The 22988-nt window shown below is 36.6% G+C and carries 18 protein-coding genes; 3 read left to right on the top strand and 15 right to left on the bottom strand.

Going from position 1 to position 22988, the window contains the following annotated elements:
* Positions 1–59: 59 nt before the first annotated feature.
* The 10 genes from JR334_11850 to JR334_11805 form a co-directional block, all read right to left on the bottom strand.
* Positions 60–704 carry a hypothetical protein gene (locus JR334_11850; protein ID QRN85622.1) on the bottom strand — a complete coding sequence of 215 codons (645 nt, stop codon included), beginning with the start codon at positions 702–704 and terminating at the stop codon, positions 60–62.
* A 117-nt stretch (positions 705–821) separates the two neighbouring features.
* On the bottom strand, positions 822–1235 hold the full coding sequence (locus JR334_11845; GenBank protein QRN85621.1) for a hypothetical protein: 414 nt from the start codon (positions 1233–1235) through the stop codon (positions 822–824).
* 13 nt (positions 1236–1248) lie between these two features.
* A complete protein-coding gene (locus JR334_11840) occupies positions 1249–2211 on the bottom strand; it encodes a toprim domain-containing protein (GenBank protein ID QRN85620.1) in 963 nt (320 codons plus the stop codon).
* Positions 2212–2214: 3 nt separating this feature from the next.
* Positions 2215–2475, bottom strand: coding sequence for a hypothetical protein (locus JR334_11835; protein QRN85619.1), 261 nt, complete (start codon positions 2473–2475; stop codon positions 2215–2217).
* A 12-nt stretch (positions 2476–2487) separates the two neighbouring features.
* Positions 2488–3195, bottom strand: coding sequence for a JAB domain-containing protein (locus tag JR334_11830; protein ID QRN85618.1), 708 nt, complete (start codon positions 3193–3195; stop codon positions 2488–2490).
* Between the two features lies 1 nt (position 3196).
* A complete protein-coding gene (locus JR334_11825) occupies positions 3197–3445 on the bottom strand; it encodes a hypothetical protein (protein QRN85617.1) in 249 nt (82 codons plus the stop codon).
* A 43-nt stretch (positions 3446–3488) separates the two neighbouring features.
* Positions 3489–9449: a DEAD/DEAH box helicase family protein gene (locus tag JR334_11820; protein QRN85616.1), complete on the bottom strand. Its 5961-nt coding sequence runs from the start codon at positions 9447–9449 to the stop codon at positions 3489–3491.
* Between the two features lie 38 nt (positions 9450–9487).
* Positions 9488–9859: a TnpV protein gene (locus JR334_11815; protein QRN85615.1), complete on the bottom strand. Its 372-nt coding sequence runs from the start codon at positions 9857–9859 to the stop codon at positions 9488–9490.
* A 728-nt stretch (positions 9860–10587) separates the two neighbouring features.
* Positions 10588–11595, bottom strand: coding sequence for a ParB N-terminal domain-containing protein (locus JR334_11810; GenBank protein ID QRN86929.1), 1008 nt, complete (start codon positions 11593–11595; stop codon positions 10588–10590).
* A 7-nt stretch (positions 11596–11602) separates the two neighbouring features.
* Complete coding sequence (locus JR334_11805) at positions 11603–12385, bottom strand: ParA family protein (GenBank protein ID QRN85614.1); 783 nt, start codon at positions 12383–12385, stop codon at positions 11603–11605.
* Positions 12386–12566: 181 nt separating this feature from the next.
* Between JR334_11805 and JR334_11800 the strand changes: the two genes are divergently transcribed.
* Genes JR334_11800 through JR334_11790 form a run of 3 tightly spaced genes read left to right on the top strand, consistent with a single transcriptional unit; the run spans position 12567 to position 16839 of the window.
* A complete protein-coding gene (locus JR334_11800) occupies positions 12567–12782 on the top strand; it encodes a helix-turn-helix domain-containing protein (protein QRN85613.1) in 216 nt (71 codons plus the stop codon).
* 41 nt (positions 12783–12823) lie between these two features.
* Positions 12824–14902 carry an AAA family ATPase gene (locus JR334_11795; GenBank protein QRN85612.1) on the top strand — a complete coding sequence of 693 codons (2079 nt, stop codon included), beginning with the start codon at positions 12824–12826 and terminating at the stop codon, positions 14900–14902.
* Positions 14887–16839 (top strand): ATP-dependent helicase, encoded by a 1953-nt coding sequence (locus JR334_11790; GenBank protein QRN85611.1) that lies wholly within the window; start codon positions 14887–14889, stop codon positions 16837–16839. The genes JR334_11795 and JR334_11790 overlap by 16 nt, the downstream gene beginning before the upstream one ends.
* Before the next feature lie 255 nt (positions 16840–17094).
* On the opposite strand, the gene rlmD is transcribed toward JR334_11790, so the two are convergent.
* From rlmD to JR334_11765, 5 genes are all read right to left on the bottom strand, one after another.
* The gene (rlmD, locus tag JR334_11785; protein ID QRN85610.1) at positions 17095–18393 is read right to left on the bottom strand and encodes a 23S rRNA (uracil(1939)-C(5))-methyltransferase RlmD; all 1299 of its coding nucleotides are present in this window, start codon (positions 18391–18393) and stop codon (positions 17095–17097) included.
* Positions 18394–18403: 10 nt separating this feature from the next.
* Positions 18404–20605: a hypothetical protein gene (locus JR334_11780; protein ID QRN85609.1), complete on the bottom strand. Its 2202-nt coding sequence runs from the start codon at positions 20603–20605 to the stop codon at positions 18404–18406.
* A gap of 8 nt (positions 20606–20613) precedes the next feature.
* The gene (locus JR334_11775) at positions 20614–21294 is read right to left on the bottom strand and encodes a CPBP family intramembrane metalloprotease (protein ID QRN85608.1); all 681 of its coding nucleotides are present in this window, start codon (positions 21292–21294) and stop codon (positions 20614–20616) included.
* A 272-nt stretch (positions 21295–21566) separates the two neighbouring features.
* A complete protein-coding gene (locus JR334_11770) occupies positions 21567–22547 on the bottom strand; it encodes an HD-GYP domain-containing protein (GenBank protein ID QRN85607.1) in 981 nt (326 codons plus the stop codon).
* 209 nt (positions 22548–22756) lie between these two features.
* Positions 22757–22939, bottom strand: a complete 183-nt coding sequence (locus JR334_11765; GenBank protein QRN85606.1) for a DUF896 domain-containing protein — start codon at positions 22937–22939, stop codon at positions 22757–22759.
* Positions 22940–22988 lie beyond the last annotated feature (49 nt).

Here is a 22988-nt window from a genome sequence, read left to right as displayed (position 1 = left end):
TCCCATCAAGCACAATGTCATACATTGTGGAAGCTTGCCCTCATGAAAGCAGAGCTTTCCTATTCGGTCTTTGGGGTATTGAAAAATAAGGTTTTTCTCTCTACATCAATCAATAAATATCTGAATTGACCATTTCTTTTATCATCGAACTTGCTAAAATCATACCAGTTAAGATTATAACTTCCGTTCATAATAATTGTCTCTTCCCTATTTTTCATCGTTCCTGCACCTGTATGTTCAGCCCATTTCATGTTTCCAGTTACAACCCTACCATCAGCAATGCTAAAATCAGCACAACAGGTGTTTTCTTTACTGTCCTTCTTCCAGTAACTTGGATCATTCGTTAGCATAATGATATGTCCATCTACAAACTTATCATGATCCTGAAGAACATTTTCAACTCTTACTACATCTTTAATCAAATCATATTTCCCAAGATCTTGAGCGCCATGATTTTTCAGATGAATTTCTTCTGACTCAAATATGACACTCTTTTTCAAGGTCTTATACTTCAGCTCGATGGGAATGTATTGATTCTCATTGATTACCAATATATCAATATGATAAAGCTTATCACCGATTTTATAAGCATATTCAAGACGAACCTCAACTTCTGGATACTCACGCTGTATTTCCCAAGCTAAAGCAAACTGAAAATCAGCTTCTGAATGAAAAATCTGTCGCTTAGACTTTAATTTTTTCATGATTAGATTCATATCTAGTTTTATTGCAATCGCCCCCTTTATTATGGTTAATTCTGCTAATACTATTTTCTCATAAACATCAGATTATTTCATCAACTATTGTAAACTTCTTTAATTTCATATGAACTCAATATCCATCTCTTCATCCAACTCTCCAGAAATTTGTTTTTCAATATCTCCATTAAATCTCATATCGATTCCACCTTTGGCGACTAGATAATTCTTTCGATCCAGATTATAAAACAAATCTCTTGGCGTTGTGTACTCATCTTCATAACCGTTAAAAAGATTATATGCAAGCCTAACTAAGGCTTTACTACTAGAACACAAGTCCACTTGACCATTTGTTAGAATTTCTGGATTAATTTCATGATTCTTAAAGTCATAGATATGTCGAAACTTTGTAAATAAATCTTCATTCCCTCCAATGATATAAAAAAGTGACATTCTCTCTAAATCACTTGGATGGGTTCGGTCTTTTAAAATCATATTTTGAAAATTATAAGCATGATCTTCATTTAAAAAATACATTTGCTGCCTCCTTTCAAAGCTCCATTTCTTCTTCAATATCCCTCTCTGTTTCATAACTTGCTTCTAGCTCTCTTGCTCGACTTTCCTGTTGATTGCTTTTTATGGTTATTAGATCTTCATTAAAATCCTTACCTGTTGGACTATGCCTTAGCAGCTTATAGTTCTCATGATATTTCTCATTAAACTGCTGGCAAGCAAAATGCCCTGCTTCGTCATTATCGAGGCAGAGCATAATTCTATTAATCTCTGGATGCAGTTTTAAGTAATAATCTAATGCTCGATCAGCTACACCTCCAAGTGAAATCATATGATGTTCAAAAGATTCAATTCCATGATATTGGAGCAAGGTTAAATAACTCATCAGATCAATGGGGGATTCAAAGACACATACTGTTGTACTGCTTCCCTCATAAGAAAAGGGAAATGCCTTATCAGAGTTTTTTACATCTCCCCGATAGGAATTCCCCCTCGTATTGGTACTGCGTACACTGGCGAACTTGGCTTCATGTTTTTCATCATAGCCTACAAAGACACAGCTCCTATGAGTATTTTCATATAGCTTGTCCTGACTGATAAAATCGTAAACAGCTTCCTTATCAATACCTCTTGACTGTATGAGATAGGCAATGACATGTTTGTAGGTATCATTTTTATCCGGCAATACAAATGGTCCTTTTTCATCATCAATCGGTTTAGGTCTTGGTGTAAAATCACTTTTTTCTGTACCAAGAAGTGTATAAACTGCATCTACCCAGTTCTTATCTTCCATTTCCATAACAAACTGAATAGGACCACCGCCTGCATCTTTAGAAAACCAATTCCATTTAGCACCGGTTGCATCGATGTAAAGACCTCCATAATCTTTGACTTTATAGGAATTACCCACCTTCTTGAGATTAAGTCCTATTTGTTCAGCATATGCAATGAGATTGATACTGTTCGATTCATTTATTTCAGCTTCTGTAAATCGTTTCAAATCTTAACACCCCTCATCCATATCACCAAAGTTTATTGTTTCGATATCTCCGTCAAAGGTTTTAATCACTCGTTTAAATACACCAATCTTCTCATGTTCTTCTGTGGCAAGTTCAAGTTGATTATGGTGTAGTAAAAAAGCTTTAATGCCATGCTCCATAATATAGCTTTTAATCTTTTCCTTTGCCTCACCTTTTGTGCCAAGTATCCATGTAATGGTTTCAGCGTTATTTTCTCGAATACGTTCTGTTCTATTTTGATTCATCAATAATCCCTCCTACAATTCCATCTCTTCATCCACTGAAGTATATTCAACCTGCTCTTCTTCAGCTGCTGATAATTTAATAGGTTCGTAATTTGCAACATCCATTCTATCGTTTGGTAACACGCCATTTTCTGCCATAGAACTAAAGCTATAACCACCTACAATAATATGATCTAATACTTTAATATCTAAAGGTCTAAAGATATCGACAATCCGTTGTGTTAAAGCAATATCTTCACTAGAAGCTTTTAAACTGCCCCCGGGATGATTGTGCGATAGCATGATGCTACTGCAATCATTTGCAAGAGCCATTTTTAGAATATCTCTTGGGTATACGACCGCCATGTTGGTAGTTCCTTGTGATACTGTTCTAAGCTCAATGATGCTGTTGCTGTTATCTAAAAAGGCAACCAAGAATCTTTCCTTATCTTTCACACCACCAAGTAAAGATGCAAAGTATTTCCCTGAATCATTAGGCGATTTAAAGGTGATTTTTTCATTCTCCTGATCTAGCTTAAGCACATTGTAAGAAGCAATGAATTCATTTAGCTTATTGAGTTTTTCAAGTTGCCTGTCATTAGGTTCAACAACACCTGGATGCTCTAATATATTAAAAGGATTGTTTTCTTTTGCATAACTTTTCAATTTGCTCATTGGAATACCAGTCAATTTATTTAAGCTTTGAAAAAAGCTATCTGAGTATTTTGCTTTCGTTGCCATATTACTGTCCCCCTTCCAATGCTTCTAATGATTTTGCTTTAGCTTCGATCACTTCTTTAAGTGCCTTAATTCTGTCTTTTTCAACTTCTTCAACCTCCAAAGCATCAATACTTGTAAAGAATGCCTGTATACCTAATTTCTCTACCGCTTTTGTCACTTTCTTTTCTGAGCTTTCCGAAAGCTCCAGAACCTCACACATCAACTCAATGACGTTTTCTTGTTTGATATTTTGAATTATTTGTCTAGTCATTAAATTCAACTCCTTCCATTTAAAAAGCAGGGGTTGCCCCCTGCTAAACTGTCATTTCTTCGTCATCTTCAATGATTACTCCTTCATTAAAATCTTCTTCACTCACTGCGATACCATCATCACCTTTATCCATGTCCAGTTCAGCATTCAGCTCGAACTGTCGCTTTAGCTTCAGTGCTAACTCTTCCTCATACATAAATGGTTTCTCCCATTCTTCCTTGGACTGGGTCATGTTTCTTTCATACTCATCAATCTGGCTTTCTATTTTTTCAATGCGCTTTTCAAGACCTTCCAAAAGGTTTTCAAGCCTTACCATATTACCATGGGGACTATCTCCAAATTCAACTTCGTACTTTTGCTCTGCATGAAGAATCATCTTATACTGACCAAAGAAATTATTCTTTTGGATTAAGAGATCAAAGCCATTAAATGTTCCTATATGAGTTTCTTTATCTGGTTCGATCCTTAAAAGTAACACTTGAAAATATGTTCCTGCTTTTTCCCTTTCGTCAAAGAACTTACCATCAATATTGATTTGAAACTCTTCTGTTTGATTCATGTCACGCTTACTGATGTCCTTAATCAATCCTTCAAGGCGCTGTTTTGCCTGTTGAATCAGCTTAGGATATTTGTAGGTAAAATTATCCTCCATGGCATACCTTCTGCTGTTGTATTCAGACTTTAAAAGACTTAAACGGCTGACTTCGTTATCAATATCCATCTTTTCTTTAATTAAAGGATTGCCTGTTGCTAGGGCTTTAACTTCTGCAAATGATAGTACTGTTTCATCAATATCCTCTGCATTTCTTGCTACGGATTTACTAGTCATGATTTGACTGATGAATCGCTGTTTGTTCTCAACAATTTGCCACAAATAACTGTCAAATGTTGATTTTGTCACGTATTTATAAATGTTTACAGCTTCATTTTGATTACCTTGTCTTAAGATTCTTCCTTCTCGCTGCTCCAGATCACTTGGTCTCCATGGGCAGTCTAAATGATGAAGGGCAATTAATCGGTCTTGAATATTAGTTCCAGTACCCATCTTAGCAGTTGAACCAATGATAATTCTTTTATTACCACTACGCATATCTGCAAATAGCGTTTCTCTTTGTGCTTCACTGTTGGCATCATGTATAAAGCAAACCTCTTTTTCTGGAATACCTCTCTTTATTAATTCTTCCTTGATATAAGGATAAACAGAAAAACGCCCATCTGTATTAGGCGTTCCTACATCACAAAATATGATTTGTGTTCCTTTAAAAGCATGGCTCTCCTTATATTCTTCAAAGACCTTATCAATGCACTGATTGACTTTGCTGTCGGGTTCATTTGGTGCTTCATTATAAAGCAGTCTAGGATCAAGGCCTAAAAGTCTTGCTTCGTTGATTATTTTAAGCATGTTATCAATCCTTGGATCAACCATACCATTTCGAATATCACTTGCCCTTTCTACAAAGCTTTCCATAATCTCTTTTGTAAAATCACTGGACTCAGCTGAAATCAACTTATGCTTATCACCTTTTAACTTAGGAATAGGTAATTTAAGCATATCGGCTGTTTTTACATCTGCCATGTTTTTAAAAATCGTCATCAGCTCCGGTAAATTTGAGAATTTAGCAAATCTGCTTTTATAGCGATAGCCGGTTCCTTCTGGTGCTAACTCAAGGCTTGAAACAACTTCTCCAAACTGTGCTGCCCATGCATCAAAGTGATGGATGCCTCTTGCTTCAAGCTCCTTATTTTGAATATACCTTTGCATCACATACATTTCGGTCATACTATTACTGATGGGGGTTCCCGTAGCAAAGATTACCCCACGACCATGATTGATTTCTTGGATATACTGGGTTTTCATGAGCATATCCATGGATTTCTTACTTCTCGTATTTGAGATTCCTGCAACATTTCTTATCTTTGAAAACACAGCACAATTCTTAAAATAATGGGCTTCATCTACATAGACACAATCAATTCCAAGTTCTTCAAAGTTAATGACATCATCTTTAGGGCTATCATGAAGTCGTTTAATTTCAGCTGTTAATGATAGCTTAAGTTTTTCCATCTGCTTGATACTCCAATTTTCGCCATTACTCTTTTTTGCATCAGCAATAGCAGCAGAGATATCATTGATCTGCCTATGAATCATTTCTTCCTGTCGTTCATTCGATACAGGAATCTTTTCGAATTGGGAGTGTCCCATAATAACAGCATCATAAGCACCAGTAGCAATACGACTGACGAAACGTCTACGATTTGATTTTTGAAAATCTTTCTTTGTGGTGACAAGAATATTAGCCGATGGATAAAGCCTTAAGAACTCACTGCCGATATGCTGTGTTAAATGATTTGGTACAACAAGCACTGCTTTATTAATCAGTCCCAGTCTCTTTTGTTCCATACAGCTAGCAACCATTTCAAAAGTCTTACCTGCACCTACTGAATGAGCTAGAAGTGTACTGCCACCATAGATAATTCTTGCAATGGCAGCTGTTTGATGTTCTCTTAATTTAATATCTGGATTCATGCCTGGGAACTTTAAGTAACTGCCATCATATTCTCTCAGACGGATATTGTTATAGTGCTGATTATAATAATTCACATACTTTTTACGTCTTTCTGGATCTTTAAATAGCCATTCTTTAAAGGCTTGTTTTAGCAGTGATTGTTTTTCTCTCGCCAGCATGGTCTCTTTTTTGTTGATGATATATTTTACTGTATCACCATCTTCAACGCGATCCTTCACCGTAGAATTTCTAAGGTTTAAGCTGTCTTCAATGATGTAGTAAGCATTCATTCTAGATGTACCATAGGTTTCTTTGGCTGAAACTGAATAGCCATCTAATCCTTTGTTCTCAACTGCAAAGCTTGCATTGTAATTGTTGTAGTGCACTTTGATTTCATTTCTTCCACCAGTATTGTAATAATATCTCGGTGTTTTCAAGGTCTCATAGATGAACTGCTCATAATCTGTTGGTTCAATCCAAGTGGTTCCTAACCTTACATCAATATCACTGGCTTCAAGATCAATGGGTTGTACTTTTTCTAGGGCAGGGACATTCTTAGAAAAGAGTTCAGGATTCATATCCGCAAAGACCTTGGCAAATTTAAGTTTTTGCCTAACATCACCTGAGAGGTACTCATCAGCTGTCTCCCAGCCTCTTAAAACATCATTTTCATCATACTTTTCAGGGTTCAGATAAATGTCTTGTTCAAGCTCTTTAATGATGACTTGAGGTTCTTCATCATAAAGCTCAGCCATAAATGGAATATCCACCATGCCTTTTTCATTTAAGGAAGCTGTTAATGCTTCAAATGCAGAATCTACATCTGTTATGGATTCATAAGGCTTAATGGTTCTTTTGGTAAACATGTCTGCCTTTGTGACATGATGATCTTCATCCTCCACTTCTAGAGAACATAAAAGTGGATAATCATTGTCATCACGGAAGGCACTGGCATTTGGTCTTGAAGTAATATAACCATGATTCTTCACAAATGTATCGTAGAGTTGATTTAATTGATCTTGAGCCTTTTCAAGCGTTTCCTTAGTACAACCTTCCATTTGAAGTGTAATGGTTTCTCTTGTTATTTCACGAATCGCCATCATGCCTTGAATACGTTCAAGGGTTTTACCGGTATAATCCATTCGTCTCATCATAGAGTTTTCACGGTAATAAAGTTTGTCATCTATAAAGGCATAACAGTAGTTCTTATACTTATGATCAGCAGGGATGTCATTGTTATCCTCTTTTTTTGCCTGCTCGTAATAGCCGATTTCAGCTTGAAGATGAGAGACTGCTTCTGTTAGAGCTTCTTGTAGATTAAAGTTACTATCTGTATTTACACATGTCGTATAACGACTGTCTCTACCAAACATTCTTTCATCAAATATCATTTCACCAAGCATCATATGGGGATGGTCAATGAAGTACTGATTGACGGGGACCCCATTTTCATTTTCTGTAACTGATAGCCAAGTTGGTATTTCCACCGACCTGCGTTCTCTTTTTTTAAGAAAAAGAATATCTGCTGTTACATCGGTATTAGCATTTTCCTTAAATGCTGTATTGGGTAATCGTATTGCACCTATCAGCTCTGCTCTTTCAGCAATATACTTTCTGACAGCTTGATCTTTTTTGTCCATGGTTCCCTTACTGGTAACAAAGGCAATGATGCCACCAGGACGTACTTTATCTAATGTTTTTGCTAAGAAATAGTCATGGATCATGAAGTTATGCTTATCATAAAGTCTGTCATATACTTTATAATTACCAAAAGGGACATTGCCAATGGCTACATCAAAAAAGTTATCTTCAAACTGTGTTTCTTCATAACCTTTAATTTGAATCTGTGCATTCTGATAGAGCTGTCTTGCAATACGACCTGATACATCATCCAGTTCAACCCCAAAGAGTTTTGACTTGTTCATAGAGTCAGGAAGGTGGGAAAAGAAATTACCAACACCTAAGGAAGGTTCCAAGATGTTCCCCTTTTTAAAACCAAACTGATCAAGTGCCTGATAAATGCTTTGAATGACAATTGAAGATGTATAGTGGGCATTGGGCGTTGAGGCTTTTGCACTATCGTATTCTTCTTGTGACAAGAGTTTCTTTAATTCAGCATACTCATTGCTCCAGCCACTTGCCCCTATATCAAAAGCCCCAGGCATACCACCCCAACCTACATACCTGGCTAAGATGGATTGTTCTTTATCTGTTGCCATTCGATTTTCTGCCTCAATAACTTTTAACGTTTTAATGGTTTCAACATTGGCTCTGAATTTTGTTTTTAACCCACCAATACCAATCTCATCTTCAGGTGAAAATTGATAATTGATTTTTGTAGATTGTTCCTCCTTTTTCTTTTCATCTTTAACTGGACCAATGGATACAATGCCCCACTTTTCTTCTTCAGTCAGTGGTTTCTCATCAGGGAGAAAATCCAAAATAAAATCAACACTTTCTTTTCTGAAAATTGGATAACCCGTTTGCCCTGCAAAAGTTAAATCCATAAGAGATACCGCATTGCTATCATAATCAATGGATTCGATCTGAAATTTCCTTCCCTCAATATCCACTTCCATACCCACTTCTAAAGGATATTCATGGAGATCCTCATCTTCTAAGTCCAATAAATCATCCGTTTTTGAAGATGCTTCAATAATGATTTCATGACCGTTATCATCAAATATTGGTTCTTGATTCTCTTCATCAATATCCTCTAAATAATAAGCCTTATAAACAATGTGACCTTGCCTAGCAATATTTGATAACCAATCTTTTAGAAAATCATTTAACTCATCTTCTAAATCAAGATTAATCAACTCATCACCCTGATACGCTACATGATAGATTGCCATATTATCTTGTTGAAAAGTGGCTGCTGTTAATGTCTTTTGATTATGGTCCACTATGAGTTCCATATCTGGATCACTCATTAAATCTCCATTTTGCTCGTAATAATGGGATAGAGAGATTCGATTCTCATAAAGTCTTTCAATGACAAGGTCCATAAAGCCAGGCGCTTTTAGCTTCATATACCGATAACGTCCGTTTAAGATTCCAGGAGCAACCTTCATTAACTTTTTATAATTCTCATGCCTAATGTCATTTTCAGCGTAACCTAAGTCAAATAATGTTGGTTGATACACTGTCTTTCTTGTTGGTGGATTATCATTTTTATAACGTGGTTCAAAATATTTACCGTTATCAATTAAGGCATCAATACCAGAAGCCACTTTAGCCCAAGACAAATGAATTTCTTTATCGCTTTTATAAATATCAATTGTAATTCCTTTACTGTCGTGGTTTTCAAAACCACTTAAATCATCAGAGAATGTAACAGAACTACCGCCAGTACCATATTCATTTTTTAGAAAGTCTGCTTTTTCTTTTGCAGTATGTTCTTCTGAGAAGAAATCTACAATCCGCTGTTTCCCACCTTCAAAACCAGAACCTCTTAGTACTACCTTTTCAATAATTTCATCATCTGTTAGTTCCATTAAAAAAGAGCTACGCTCTGGCAGCTCTAAATCTTTTGCTATCTCTCCTTGAAGATGATTTCTTGAAGAACGATCTCCTCCGCTCTCATTCTGATCATCTCTCTGTGATGATAAGTCTGATAAGTGTTGGTCGGGTCCTGAATGGGTTCTTCTTGTAGCATCTGGCCTTGAAGTTTCTCCATCCTCTCCCACGCTTCCTCGTTCACTTGATGCATCATTGGAAGCAACGTCCCTTCGGTCACTAGATAATTGTACCGATTGATGTGTTCCTCTTTCAGATAATTCAACGCCATCTGCCCGTACTTCCCTAGCGGCTTCTTGTCGTAGCTTTCCTCCCTCGATACTTGAATCTGAGGATGATAAATCCCTTGTACTTCCTGATAACTGAGTTCCATGGGTTTCATTAACATTCACGCTCCTTTTTTCTTCTTTGATGGTCTTAATTTCTCTTTCGATTTCTCTTAGAATATGTTCTGAGATGGTACTTGTCAGATAACCTAATCTTAGTGTTAATGCCTTTGAATCAAAATCTGTTACTGTACTAAATGAATTTAGATTACTTAGCTTAGGTTCTTCAATGCCTGATCGAATGGCTGTCATATACTCTACACTATCCATAAGAGACTGCATAAACTGCCTTAAAACGCCTTCAACGGGAAGTCCCGATAATTTGGTCTTAGGCAATTCCTTTTCAAGACCTTGCTGGATATCTGAGGTATAAGCAAGGACAGATTCATGGGTCCGCCTTGCAATCCATTCTGACAGGGTGTTTGCATTAAAACTTTCTAATAGTTGTGATTCTAATGTTTCATTCAATTTCCACACTTTTGGAATGGTATGTGGCTGGCCATGGGTATCTTCAATATCAAACAGGTATTTTAGTTTTAAATAAGCACTTTGATCATCGAAGACTGCAATACTCTTAGCACCTCTGTTAATCCACCTGCCAATGCGACGGTTCCAGATTTCCATATCAGCAACTAATGTAGCTTCAGGTCTTTGGGCATATATGAGCACGGCATTATTAAAGCTGTGCTTATATATCTTTGCATGAAATGTTAGAAAGTATTTCCATGCCTGCTCATCTTGCATGATTTCCTTCAAGATGTAGTCATAAATTTCCTTGATTTCTGTCAGTCTATTCAATCATCTCCTCCCCCTCCTCAATGTAATGTGATTGGTTTTTCATCTGGCTAAAGTAAAAATCAAGAGCCTTTTCAATTGTTTTTTCAATAGCCTTCTTATCTTCATTTGGATTAAAATACTTTGAAATGATTGTTGGTTGTAGCTTAAATGGTTTCACTTTACCAGTGCTTTTTAGCATATCTCCATTAATAATCTTTTGGGCTGTATTCCAGTTTAGGTTACCCTCTTTCTCATGCTTTCTCAAAAGAGCAGCCTTTTTCATATCCACTTTAAATGTGTTTTCAGAAATAATGGCCTCCACCATTTCTTGATTTTCCTGTGATAGATAAGAGAGGTCTACCCCAGCTCGCATAGCAATTTTACCTTCATCAACTAAGTCTTTTAATGGAGCACTTAATTCGTTAATACGTAAGTATCTTGATATATTTCTTGGAGAAATACCGTATTCTTCACCAATATTTTGATCAGACCTTAACTTTTCGCCCATTGGGCGAAAAGTTGAATCAGCTGACAAATCAGGAGCTTTCGATAGCTTTTCAATTTCATCTAGCAGATCATTTCTTACACCTTGTTTCTTCATGGCTGTATGTCTAGTAGCAATAACCGTGGCTCTTTCTGAGTAAGCTAAATCTGAAAAAGATCGTTGCATTAAATTTGTTTCAGTGACTATGAGTGTTGCTTCTTCTTCTGTAAGTCCTTCTTTAATAACTGTTGGAACTTCAGTTAATCCAGCTTCTTTAGCCGCATTAACTCTGTTATGGCCAGATAATATTTCATACTTATCATCCACTTTTCTTACTACAATAGGAACAATCACACCGTAGTTTTTAATGCTCTCCACCATGTCATTAAACCGGTCCCCTTCATAAAGCTTGAATGGGTGATTTCTAAAAGGAATAAGATCATCCAGCTTTAAAGAGGTTGTGCCATCTTGTTTTTCAGATGGCACTTCACTGTGATCTTCACCAAATATTGAGGCAAAGGTTTCAACTTTTTTCATTTTTGTTTTATCCATTACTAATCAACTCCTTTACTAGTTCCTGATACGCTATAGCAGCTTTATTTGTTGGCATATAATCCACAATACATTTACTTTGAAGATTGGCTTCACCTACTTTTACTGACTTAGGTATCCTAATATCAAACACTTTGATATGTTCACCATAAGCTTCATCCACCATTTCAATCATATTCTTGGATAGATTGGTTCTTTCATCAAACATGGTTAGCAGAATACCTTCAAAAGTAATGCTTGGATTAATTCTGCGCTTTATCTTCATAATTGTTTGAAGTAATAACTCCAAACCTTTTACAGATAGGTACTCCGGTGTTGCCGGAATCAATACGCTATCACAAGCAGCCAATACATTTAAAGTCATCAAGCCTAAAGATGGTGCTGAATCTACAATGATGAAATCATAATCTGGTCTAAGCTTTTCTGTGATTGTTTTTAGAACATACTCTCTGCTCATAGTACTGACCAAGTTCATTTCAATGGCTGACATTTCAATACTACTTGGAATAACATCCACACCATCACTATTTAGTATGTAACTCTCTTTTGGCGGAAGATCATCTTCATTCATAACAGCCATCATCAAATGGTACAGTGTCGTATCCAAAGTTTCAGGTTTTACAATACCAAAGCAGTCAGTCATGGAGGCTTGGTTATCCGTATCGATTGCCAGTACCTTGTAACCCTCCTTTGCTAAGATTGTTGCTAAATTCCTGCAAGTTGTACTTTTGGCTACCCCACCTTTTTGGGATGCTACAGCTATAATTTTACTCATGATTTTTTATGCTCCTTTCTGATATTCACTTTATAATGTGATAATACACTTTTAGATTAACTGTATCAAGGTTTCGCTTATTTTTTCGCTTATTTTGAATTACTTTCATTGAATCATTCGATGATACAATTGCAGATATTCACTAATAGGTGTATTATTTAACTTAGGTAGGTGATAATTAATGAAATTAACGATGGGTGAAAAGATCCGTATTTTACTTAAAAGAAAGAATGTAACGATAATAGAACTTAGCAAAAGACTCGGTACCACAAATCAGAACATGGCTAATAAACTCAAAAGAGATAACTTCTCTGTGAATGAGTTAGAAGCGATTGGCGAAGCTTTAGATTGTGAGTTTGAGGGGTATTTTGTTGAGAAGAATGGGGAAAGAATCTAATTATTGAATTAGAAATCAATGTTGATATGGGAGGTAACACAGTGATATTAAAACGAATTGAAGTAAACAACTATCGTAAATTCTTAAATACTGCACTTTCATTTGATGAAGACATTACTTTATTAGCAGGCGCAAACAATAGTGGTAAAACATCTATTATCGAATTGATGGAACATATAATTAATAGCACAAAAACTAATTTAAGAGTTGAAGATATTCCAGTTGAAAATTCTAAAGAATGGCTAGATAAAGTATATCCACTCTTCTTAAATTCATTTACTCAAATACATGATAATGAAAAAGTAATTCACGATATAGTAAACAGTATTTTTGGCCTTGACTCTATAACTGAAACAGAGCCAATTCTTTTACCACTAACAAACGTTAAATTTACCATTGATTATGATCCTCAGAATGACGACATAAGAAATTTTGCTGATTATATTATGGACTTTGATCCGACAAATCACTCTTTCTATTTCGAATATAGTTTTGAACCAACCGCATCGATTTTTGGCAAGGTTCTAGCAAATGATTTTGGCAAATTAAAATTACGCTTTGCTCAGCTAACAGATCCGGATTCTGATATTCTAAAAATAAACTCCATCAAGGAACGTATTCTCAAGTTATATGTTTCTTGCTTAGTTGATAAATGCTTTTTTACGGATAAGCAATTTAGCAATCGCAACGAAATCGAAACAAAGAGCTTCAAAAAACTATTTAACTTTCATAATATCTGTGCTGGCAGATCTCTGGATGATCAAAATGGAGATAAACACAAAACTTTAAGCAAAGATATGATCACCCTTACAAGTCATAATAAAGAATGGAAATCGTTGATTGAACAGTTACCAGATAAGATATTACAACGACTAGAAGCAGAAAATATTACTTCACTTGTTCAAGAGACTTCTATTAACGGACTAAGTGATGCTATTAGTTCAATAGCTCAAACTAATGGTGGAAATACTGGAAACATGGTACTTAATATGGATGTCTCTGAAGATGCTATCAGAACCTTGATAATGCAAATTACAAGCGCCAAGTATCTTGTTGATAATCACTTCCTAAATGAATCTTCACAGGGACTTGGGTACAGCAATATGATTTACATACTAGTACAATTAGAGAATTATAAATTGAGTATAAATTCCCTACTGGTTAACATGTTCTTTATTGAAGAACCTGAATCTCATATGCATCCTCAAATGCAAAATGTTTTTGGAAAATACTTAAGAAAATACTATCAAATGCAGAAAATTCAAGGTCTAATAACAACTCATTCAAGTGAAATAGTCAGAGCAACTGATATGAAGAATCTAAGAATAAGCCGTTCTTTTAGTAATTTTAAAAGCGATATACTTGATTTTTATGATTTTAAGGATGAAATCAAAAATGATCCAATAATTGATAATTTTTATGACTGGTTCTTTGAAGTAGGCTTCTCTGAAGTAGTTTTTGCAGATAGAGTTATATTATATGAGGGTGATACCGAAAGAATGCTAATACGAAAAATTGCAACATTTGATTGCTTTAAAAAATTAAATCAGCTTTATGTTGCATTTGTTCAAGTTGGCGGTGCTTATGCTTATAATTACAAGAAGCTTATTGAATTCCTTAAGGTTAAAACATTAATTATTACAGATTTAGATTATGACAAATTGGCAAAAACTGAAAATCAAATACAAAATTCATTTACTACAAATGCAACTCTTAAAAATTTTTATAAGGATACACACAATAATGTTGAACCGAACGTATCTGACTTATATAATTGGTCTTACTTAGGTGGTAATGTCATTCTAGACGGACATGCTTACTTAGCCTATCAAGGTAAAGATGATGGATATTCAAGAACGTTAGAAGAAGCAATGTTAGCAAAACACTATAATGTAAATGCATTCACAAGCAAAAATAGATCCTCATGGGTTAAACTAAGATCTAATGATAATTTGAAATATACAATCCCTCAAAAAAATGCTCGGTATTGTATACGCGATATCGTTGCACATACATCAAATGGGAAAACAGATTTTATGTATTCAGTAATACTTAATAATTATACCGAACAGCTTCTACCAAAATACATTGAGGAGGGATTACTTTGGCTAATTCAATAGTTGATAATATTTTTCTAGTAAATGCACCGGCTGGAAGTGGTAAAACATATAAAATACGTTCTATGGTCACTAATCACTCTATTGAATTCCCAGAAGATAATATTTTATGTATAACTTACACAAATCGTGCTGCCGAAGAATTGAATAAAGATTTGAATAATCCTAAAATTCACATATCAACCATTCACTCCTTTTTAAACGATTTTATTGGTGTCTATTTTAGTCATCAGGATATTTTAAAACTCTATTTTAAATTCTATAGTAATAAAATAAAAAAACGCATTGAAAATATTGAAAATGAAGACCATATCAATAATAGTAATCAAAAGTACATTGAAAAATATGGTTCTTTGGATTATGACACGCTAAAAAGCAATATCACGTCATTATCATATAATGAAACAGCATTCAACTCCTTATATTACGGCGGGCTTTCACATGATGATTTAATTGTATTTTCAAAAGTGATATTTGATAATTTCACTGTAATAAAAAAACGTTTATCACAGAAATTTCAGGCTATTTTTATAGATGAATATCAAGATGCATCTGCTGATATACTAAAGATCTTTTATAACGCGACTTTAAATACGCCATCTAAACTATACTTATTAGGTGATAAAATGCAACAAATATATAAAAATTATGATGGTACATTTGAAAAACAATTATCAAGTTTAAATACCACTATCTCCCTTACAACTAATCACCGTTCGATATCTGAAGTTATTGATATTCTTAATAAACTGTACAACGACCCTTCATTTGTACAAGTACCTTCAAGTAAAAATATCGATATCAAACCAGACCACAATCCTAGAGTAATAATTTGTAACGATATCGAGAAAGCGATTAATCAGGAGCTTAATTGTTTCCCAAATGCTCTTTGTTTATATCTTTTAAATCAAAAAAAATTCGATTCTATTGGGTGTGGGAACTTATATCGCACACTTAACCGTTTGGAAAGGTATTCTCATGTTCAAAAATATAGCGCCTCTGATATTCTTACAGATTTTTCAAATGAGAATCCTGATCCAATTTTAAGAGTATTCTTTATCATTGCAGAAATCTCAGATTATTACAATCATCACAACTTGGGCAAAATACTTCAATTATTCAAACAAAACCACAGAATCTTTAATGCAAAGATATATGAGTTTAAGTCTCACGATGACAAAAAAAGACTTTCAACTATTCTAGAGAAAGTTATTACCCAGTACCTAAGCAACGATGTAACAAACAAACTAGAAACCATACTATCATGCTTACTAGAAAGCAATCTTATTAGAACAGATTACCTTGATCCTGATTATGAAATAGAATACTCCAATGTTTTAGATGTAAAATTCTCTGAGTTCAAAGCTATCCTAAATTATTTAAAAAGCCCTAATATTTCAACACAGCATGGTGTTAAAGGTGAAAGTCACGATACCGTCTTTTTCATCGCAGAGAATAGTAATAGAATACCTGTTGTACATATGTACAAATTTTTTGAGCTCTGGAGCACTAATGATATTTCACTTACTACATTCGAATCCTTTTATTATGAATACTGCAAGTGGATTAATGAAACTAATACCGAATTAGGTTTCCAGATATCTGATATCACTCCAGAACTACATGCCGAAAAGATGGATTATTTAGTATCTCGTGTTAACTCTTTACTTTCACATTATTCTGATAATCAATACTTTCAACTATTATGTGAAAAAGATTATACCGATTACCTCTCAAGACCAAATAAAACTCGAGTAATCAAATGTTTCAAAGAAAGTGTAGTTTATGGTTCACTGAGTGCATATCGTTTATTTTATGTTGGCTGTTCTAGATCTCGCCGTAATTTAACAATATTTATCAGCGAGACTTCAATTTCTAATTATAAACAGGAGCTTATCGATAAATTAAATAAAACTGGTTTCTCAGTTATTGACCAATAAATAATGTTCTACAAATAAATATAATAGAAAATTAGTAATAAAAAATCCTGAATTCTCATGCCACAAATTCAGGATTTTTTGCTACCTATTTTCAATTTTTGAACCACAAAACCGACTGCTGGTTGACGTGTTCCCACGTACCAGGTCATATTGCAATTTTGATTTTGATACTCCTTTTTAGGTCTTTTTGGGGGTAATTTTCGCTATTTTTGCTAAAACTAAAGAAGTCATAAAAGTGCTTGAACTCCAGTAAAATCAAGGGTTCTGGCGTTGTAGTTTTACTACCGTCTCCACATGTGTCGATTGCGTAAACATATCAAATGGTTGCACATCCACGATCTGGTATTGGTTGGTCTCTAGTAGAAGCTTCAGGTCTCTTGCTAGTGTGGCAGGATTACATGATACATATAGTATTTCACGCGGGCCAGCATCTAGTATTGCTTGTAGGGCTTCTGCTTCAACGCCAGACCTGGGTGGATCTAGAAAGATGACATCTGGATGGAAATCTTTAGGAAGCTTCTCTGGGAGGATTTCTTCCACCTTGCCCAAGAGAAAACGGGCATTGTCGATATGATTCAATTTTGCATTTAGCTCAGCATCTCTAATCGCAGAATGCACCACTTCTATGCCTATAACCTCACCAGCTCTCTTGGCTATATGGCAAGTAATACTTCCCATCCCGCAGTAAAGGTCTAATACTTGGTCTTCTTTGGTTATGGCAGCCTTATTTAATGCATAAGCATACAGGGCCTGCATCTGACTATGATTTACTTGCACAAAAGCAAGCGGTGAAATCCGGAAGGTAAAGCCTAAGATGTTTTCTTCAATATAGTCATCTCCACTTAGGTGATAGTATTTATGCTCCTCACTATCAAACCAAACCAGACTCACAACCTTACGCAATTCATGACAAGAATCCTTCATGCGTTTGAGTACGCTTCCCGTTGGCACCTTTCCATGCAGAATCACCATAAAATTAGAGTTTTTAATACTCTTCTTGATGACCACCCTATTGACTTGAAGTGAATGCTTGGCAAGAAAAGTCTCAAGCTGCCTCTTAAGTTCACTCATATCCCCAGGAATCAACAAACATTCCTTGATTGTTACAAAACGCTTGGACTTCTTAGCAAAAAAACCAAGCTCATGTCCCCTCACCTGAAATTGAATCTTCGTCCTATAGCGTAGCGGATCATCCATGCCTATAACCGGTCTTACTGTTATATCTTCCAAGCCACCAATACGCGCCAAAACCTGGCCTACCTGATTCTTCTTCAAATCCAACTGAGCTGAATAGGTTAGATGCTGAATATCGCATCCCCCGCATTCAGGAAAAAATCTACACGGTGGCTTCACCCTGTAAGGACTCTTTTCAAGAATCTCCACCAATTCCCCCAGGGCATAACTCTTCTTAATTTTCTTAAGCCGGATATGCGCCTTTTCCAAAGGCAACAGTCCCGGTACAAATACTACCAACTCATCGATCCGGGCTACGCCGTCCCCATCTTGGGTTAAATCACTGGCCGTTACCGTATACGTCGATTTCTTATTCAGCATAGCTTGCCCCCTATCCGGCTGTATTGCCGTCCTCAACTTTTTTAAGCAGCTCAATGGCTACCTTTACATATGTACTATCCTGCTCATACTCTTTTCTTACCCCTTCAATGCGCTCCATACACTCCTTGCGCATCTCACTAGAAGCAATGAATGTCTTCAAAATACTCTTCAACTCATCTGTATTCGATACCTGCATCGCCGTCTTTTGGACAATTTCCAGCATGGGCTGCTTCTTCTTGGTAAAAGCCACAAATGGCGTCCAATTGAGAAGCGCCTCATATGCTGTAATGTACAGGGGTTTTGCCACCAATAAGTCTGCATGCCCCAGTATCTCCTGAATACTTTCCACCTCACGCAACTCATGAATATTTGTGTACCCTTTTCCAATTGAGCGGCTTAGTGAACGCTTTCCACCCGTTACCATAATGGTTTGCCAGCCAGAATCATTCAACCAGTCATAAAACTTCTTCGGTTGCTCCAGCCTTTCCAAATAATCACCGAACAAGACCAAGGTCGGCATATGCTCATTGAATAAGGCCGGAGGATGCTCTTCCTTCGTTCTCTCAAAGGGCAGGTTGGCCTTGCGCAATTTTAATCTATCAACTCCTAAGTCGATTAACCTCTGTTCAATAACTGAATCCGCAGCAATATAGGCATCCACCCCACGAACTAGCCAAGAACGATTCTTCGGCATCTCGGTAACAGCCAAAATCAGTTTATATTTCCCGCCATAATGTTGCTTATAGCTCGAAGATAAAATGGCCAATTCCGGATACAGGGATATAATGACACTAGGCTTTTTCTGACGAATCACCCGTCTAAACATGGGGAAAAATATGCGAGAAAATAGATCCTCCACATTTTCAGACCGAAATCTTGTTCCCCGCAAGACACTCTCCTGAATCGTTAGGTGTCCCGCTAAATTACTTAAGGACAAATAGATCCCCCTATGCAATCTAGGAGCAACATGCTGAAATAGGTCCATCGACAGGACGTCCATCCCGTTTCTACTCATCTGATTTTCCAAGGCCACCGCCGCATCAGCATTAGAACTAAACAGGCCGTTATAAAAGATGAGAACAGGAAGACGCTTCTCATTTTTACTAGTTTTCTGTTGGCTTAGATTCTGGGTTATCTCCATAATCGCAGACAATGAATGCGTATCCGCAATACTCTCCATATTCTTTTGCATCGTTTTCAAGATATATGGCTGTTCCAACATCAGCATTATAATTGAAGGAATATGCGATATATCCTCAACCTTAATGGCAGCACCTTCCGCATCTAAGAAATCCGCATTGTCCTCTTCCTGCCCAGGAATCAGATAGGGAATTAGCATCGGCATCTTTTTCGCAATCGCCTCCGATACACTAAGCCCACCTGGTTTCGAAATAAGCAAATCTGCCTGGTCCATCAGTCCAGCAATGTCTGTATAGAAACCATGTATCACGATTTCCTTTTCAGATAAACCTTCCCCGTATTTTTTGAGCAAGCGCTTATGCAAGGCTTCATCATTGCCACAAACTACGATGATGCGCATGATTACAGGCATGGCCACAATCCTAGCCAACACCTTTTCCATTAACTTCAAACCCATAGAGCCACCCATCAATAAAATGGTAAACAAATCATCCGGATTTTTTTCTGGTCTAGGCTCATAAAACTCTTGTCGTATCGGTATACCATACGGAAAGACCTTGTTTTCAGGAACCCCGCGCAACATCAGGTCCTTCTTAGTATGCTGACTGCCCGTAATGTAGGCATCAATAAATCTATGTTTCGCCGTATATGTGTGGTGGCCTTCAAAATCGGTCACAACCGAGATTAAGGGTAGATCTATCTTACCGGATTCCTTAAGGGCACCCAAGATAAACGTCAAAATAGGATGGGTAGAAATAATAATATCCGGCACCTGATTTTCAATAATCTGCAATATCCCTTTTTCCGATTTCTTCTTTATAATATTGATTGCAGCTTCATTTAGTCTATTCTTATCCGCTACCCGATAAACCTGGCCATAAAGCTGAGGCGTCGTTTTGGCCAAACGCTTATAGCCATCCGAGACCAATACATCCAAGAGCTTATCCTGTTCCTTAAAGGGGTCACTTACCGCCGTTTCAAAACCTAGTTCCTTCAACTTTTTCTCTAAGGAATTTGCTGCATAATTATGACCTCCGCCAGTCGACAATGTCATCAATAATACTTTTTTCATAACCCACCTCAAAAAATATTGATATAGGCCATGGTCAACGCCTGCCATATCATCATAGAGAAAATCGAAGTATATAGAGAACTCGTCATTTCATAAACTAAAACCAAAACGATACCAGCAAAAAAAAGTGGTGGCATCAACCAAAAATTGAAAAAAAACAATGAAAACAAAAGACTACTCACAAGCATAGCCACCCCATTTCCCCATTGCTTTTCCATCGCCAAATACAAGTAGCCCCGGTAGACCACCTCGGTAAGCAGGGGGAAAAAGATGCAAACAGCCATAAAGACAGTAGCTCTATTGAAGACGCCACTTGCTTGGCGAATCCCCGCAAAAAAGGAAGAAATATCCACACCCAGGAGCAATAATAAATAATAATAGCCCAAGGTTAGTACAGCAAACATAAGAATGCCTGATATCAATGCAATCTGGACATACCACCAGGGCTTTTCCATAGTCAAATTGATTTTCAAACTGGAACGGTAATAATGATGCTGCATATATGTATGGATTACCCCTAGGCCAATAGACCCGCCCAAAAATTCTAATAAAAGTACCGGTCCCATAGAAAGGCCCGTAGATACATTCCCCAAAATCAATCGGGTTATAGCTCGGAATAGGACAACTGTTGCTAGAACAATCAGGGCGTCCCAAATATTCCAATTGTTTGATGATAAACTTTTTTGCATGTTAACCTCTTTTTCTGTCTGTTTTCTTCCCTCATTATATAAGATTCTATGTCTCTTGTCGCACCTAAGTTCTGATAAGCTTGATATATACAGACAAAACAGAACAAATCTCATCCAAGATACAAGCAAAACGACAAAAAATGTCCCTGTTCCAGGGACAAGTATACCTAGCTATTACCACCTTCGTTCACAAGACTCCTTTTTCTTCTTTGTTTGGGTTTTCGAATATCTAATCTAGCATAGCAAGAAGCACTTGCTAGCATCTAGGACTCTTACAGGATTGCACTAGCTTTCCATTCATTTCTTCCAACTAGCTCCACGAGAACCTGTATGACGTCTGCATCAAAATAAGCATCAGCACAAGCTTGCAAATTAAGAAGCGCTTCCTCTTCCCGTTTTGCCTGACAATACGGTCTCGGAGAAATCATGGCATCAAAAGAATCTGCCACAGCAATTATGCGAGCACCCAAGGAGATCTCTGTCCCCTTTTTCCCATTGGGATAGCCCGAACCATCTAATCTCTCGTGGTGGTCGAGGATAAAACTCGCAACATCAGAAAATGTAAGTGTTCCACACAATATATTGTATCCAGAAATACTATGCCCACGAATTTCCGCCCATTCTAATTCATTTAACGGACCCGTCTTATCCAACACCGAGTTGCTGACAGCGATTTTACCAATATCGTGTAATAGGCCAGCGTTCTTGATTTTACTTACTTCTTCCATTTCCAACCCTAATCTCCTAGCGATGGCTTCACATAATGAACCGACTCGTTGTGAATGACGCATCTCTCTGTTATTCTTTTCAAAAAGAGCATTCATAATCGTGTTTACCAAGATCTCACAGTGATTAAGCTTTTGAATATCATTTACGGAATAATTATCACACAATTTATCCTCTACATACTCATGCAAGAAAGTAACAATATAGCCCTCTTGTTCCTTATAGGCCGTAACAGTATAATACTTTTTCAGAGCCTGAGAATAGTATTTAAACCGTACCTCCCTTTCATATCGATGTGTCGCAATATGAACATCTCGGTCTAAAATCTTATTCATCGAATTTGAAGACAGGACATCTTGACTTCGAGCACCAATTATTCCCTTTTTATTTAGGCCCACAATCGTGGAGAATGCTGTATTTGTTTCCTCAACCTTGTAGTATGCCTCCGATTCATTGTCCTCGCAGATTCTCTTATGTAGTGCATATCCAATGGGGCTTTTCTGCAAAATATTTCGATATAGACTCATGCTATTCTCCTTACAGATAATCTTTATGTGTATGGTAGTAATTCGACATTACTGCTACATTCCCCTTTTTCATACCTCTTCGTCATATCGCTACATAACCGGTACTGCTTCGATAGGGCCTTTACCAAATTTGGTCCAAAGGAAAAGGACTATAACTCTCATAGTCCTTTTTCCTACTATCTATTTTGTTTTCCTAAGATTCTCCCCCGCTAGCAGTGAGAGGAATCTACTTTTTTCACTTTGCCAATCTCCTTACGGAAATTACGCTTCACATTATCAATATACTGGCGACGCAGTTTTTCTTGTTCTTCCAGTTCTTCCGGCGTCAAGCCTTCTTCCAATCTCTTATGGTAAAGCTCATTAATGCGAGCAATCACTTTTTGCATACTCATCTACCCACCTTTCCAAAACGCTTCTAATATATTAACGCATGAACGATTT

The organism is Clostridia bacterium (assembly GCA_016887505.1).
GTDB lineage: Bacteria > Bacillota > TC1 > TC1 > UBA5767 > UBA5767.
Note: the sequence above shows the minus strand (reverse complement) of the source record. Positions and strands in the feature narration are given on the sequence as shown.

What these genes read in the sequence shown, in the direction of transcription:
- JR334_11850 (QRN85622.1), bottom strand. Translation starts at nt 704, where the DNA reads ATGAAAAAATTAAAGTCTAAGCGACAGATTTTTCATTCAGAAGCTGAT.
- JR334_11845 (QRN85621.1), bottom strand. Translation starts at nt 1,235, where the DNA reads ATGTATTTTTTAAATGAAGATCATGCTTATAATTTTCAAAATATGATT.
- JR334_11835 (QRN85619.1), bottom strand. Translation starts at nt 2,475, where the DNA reads ATGAATCAAAATAGAACAGAACGTATTCGAGAAAATAACGCTGAAACC.
- JR334_11830 (QRN85618.1), bottom strand. Translation starts at nt 3,195, where the DNA reads ATGGCAACGAAAGCAAAATACTCAGATAGCTTTTTTCAAAGCTTAAAT.
- JR334_11825 (QRN85617.1), bottom strand. Translation starts at nt 3,445, where the DNA reads ATGACTAGACAAATAATTCAAAATATCAAACAAGAAAACGTCATTGAG.
- JR334_11820 (QRN85616.1), bottom strand. Translation starts at nt 9,449, where the DNA reads ATGGAACTAACAGATGATGAAATTATTGAAAAGGTAGTACTAAGAGGT.
- JR334_11815 (QRN85615.1), bottom strand. Translation starts at nt 9,859, where the DNA reads ATGTTAATGAAACCCATGGAACTCAGTTATCAGGAAGTACAAGGGATT.
- JR334_11810 (QRN86929.1), bottom strand. Translation starts at nt 11,595, where the DNA reads ATGAAAAAAGTTGAAACCTTTGCCTCAATATTTGGTGAAGATCACAGT.
- JR334_11805 (QRN85614.1), bottom strand. Translation starts at nt 12,385, where the DNA reads ATGAGTAAAATTATAGCTGTAGCATCCCAAAAAGGTGGGGTAGCCAAA.
- JR334_11800 (QRN85613.1), top strand. Translation starts at nt 12,567, where the DNA reads ATGAAATTAACGATGGGTGAAAAGATCCGTATTTTACTTAAAAGAAAG.
- rlmD (QRN85610.1), bottom strand. Translation starts at nt 18,393, where the DNA reads ATGCTGAATAAGAAATCGACGTATACGGTAACGGCCAGTGATTTAACC.
- JR334_11780 (QRN85609.1), bottom strand. Translation starts at nt 20,605, where the DNA reads ATGAAAAAAGTATTATTGATGACATTGTCGACTGGCGGAGGTCATAAT.
- JR334_11775 (QRN85608.1), bottom strand. Translation starts at nt 21,294, where the DNA reads ATGCAAAAAAGTTTATCATCAAACAATTGGAATATTTGGGACGCCCTG.
- JR334_11770 (QRN85607.1), bottom strand. Translation starts at nt 22,547, where the DNA reads ATGAGTCTATATCGAAATATTTTGCAGAAAAGCCCCATTGGATATGCA.
- JR334_11765 (QRN85606.1), bottom strand. Translation starts at nt 22,939, where the DNA reads ATGAGTATGCAAAAAGTGATTGCTCGCATTAATGAGCTTTACCATAAG.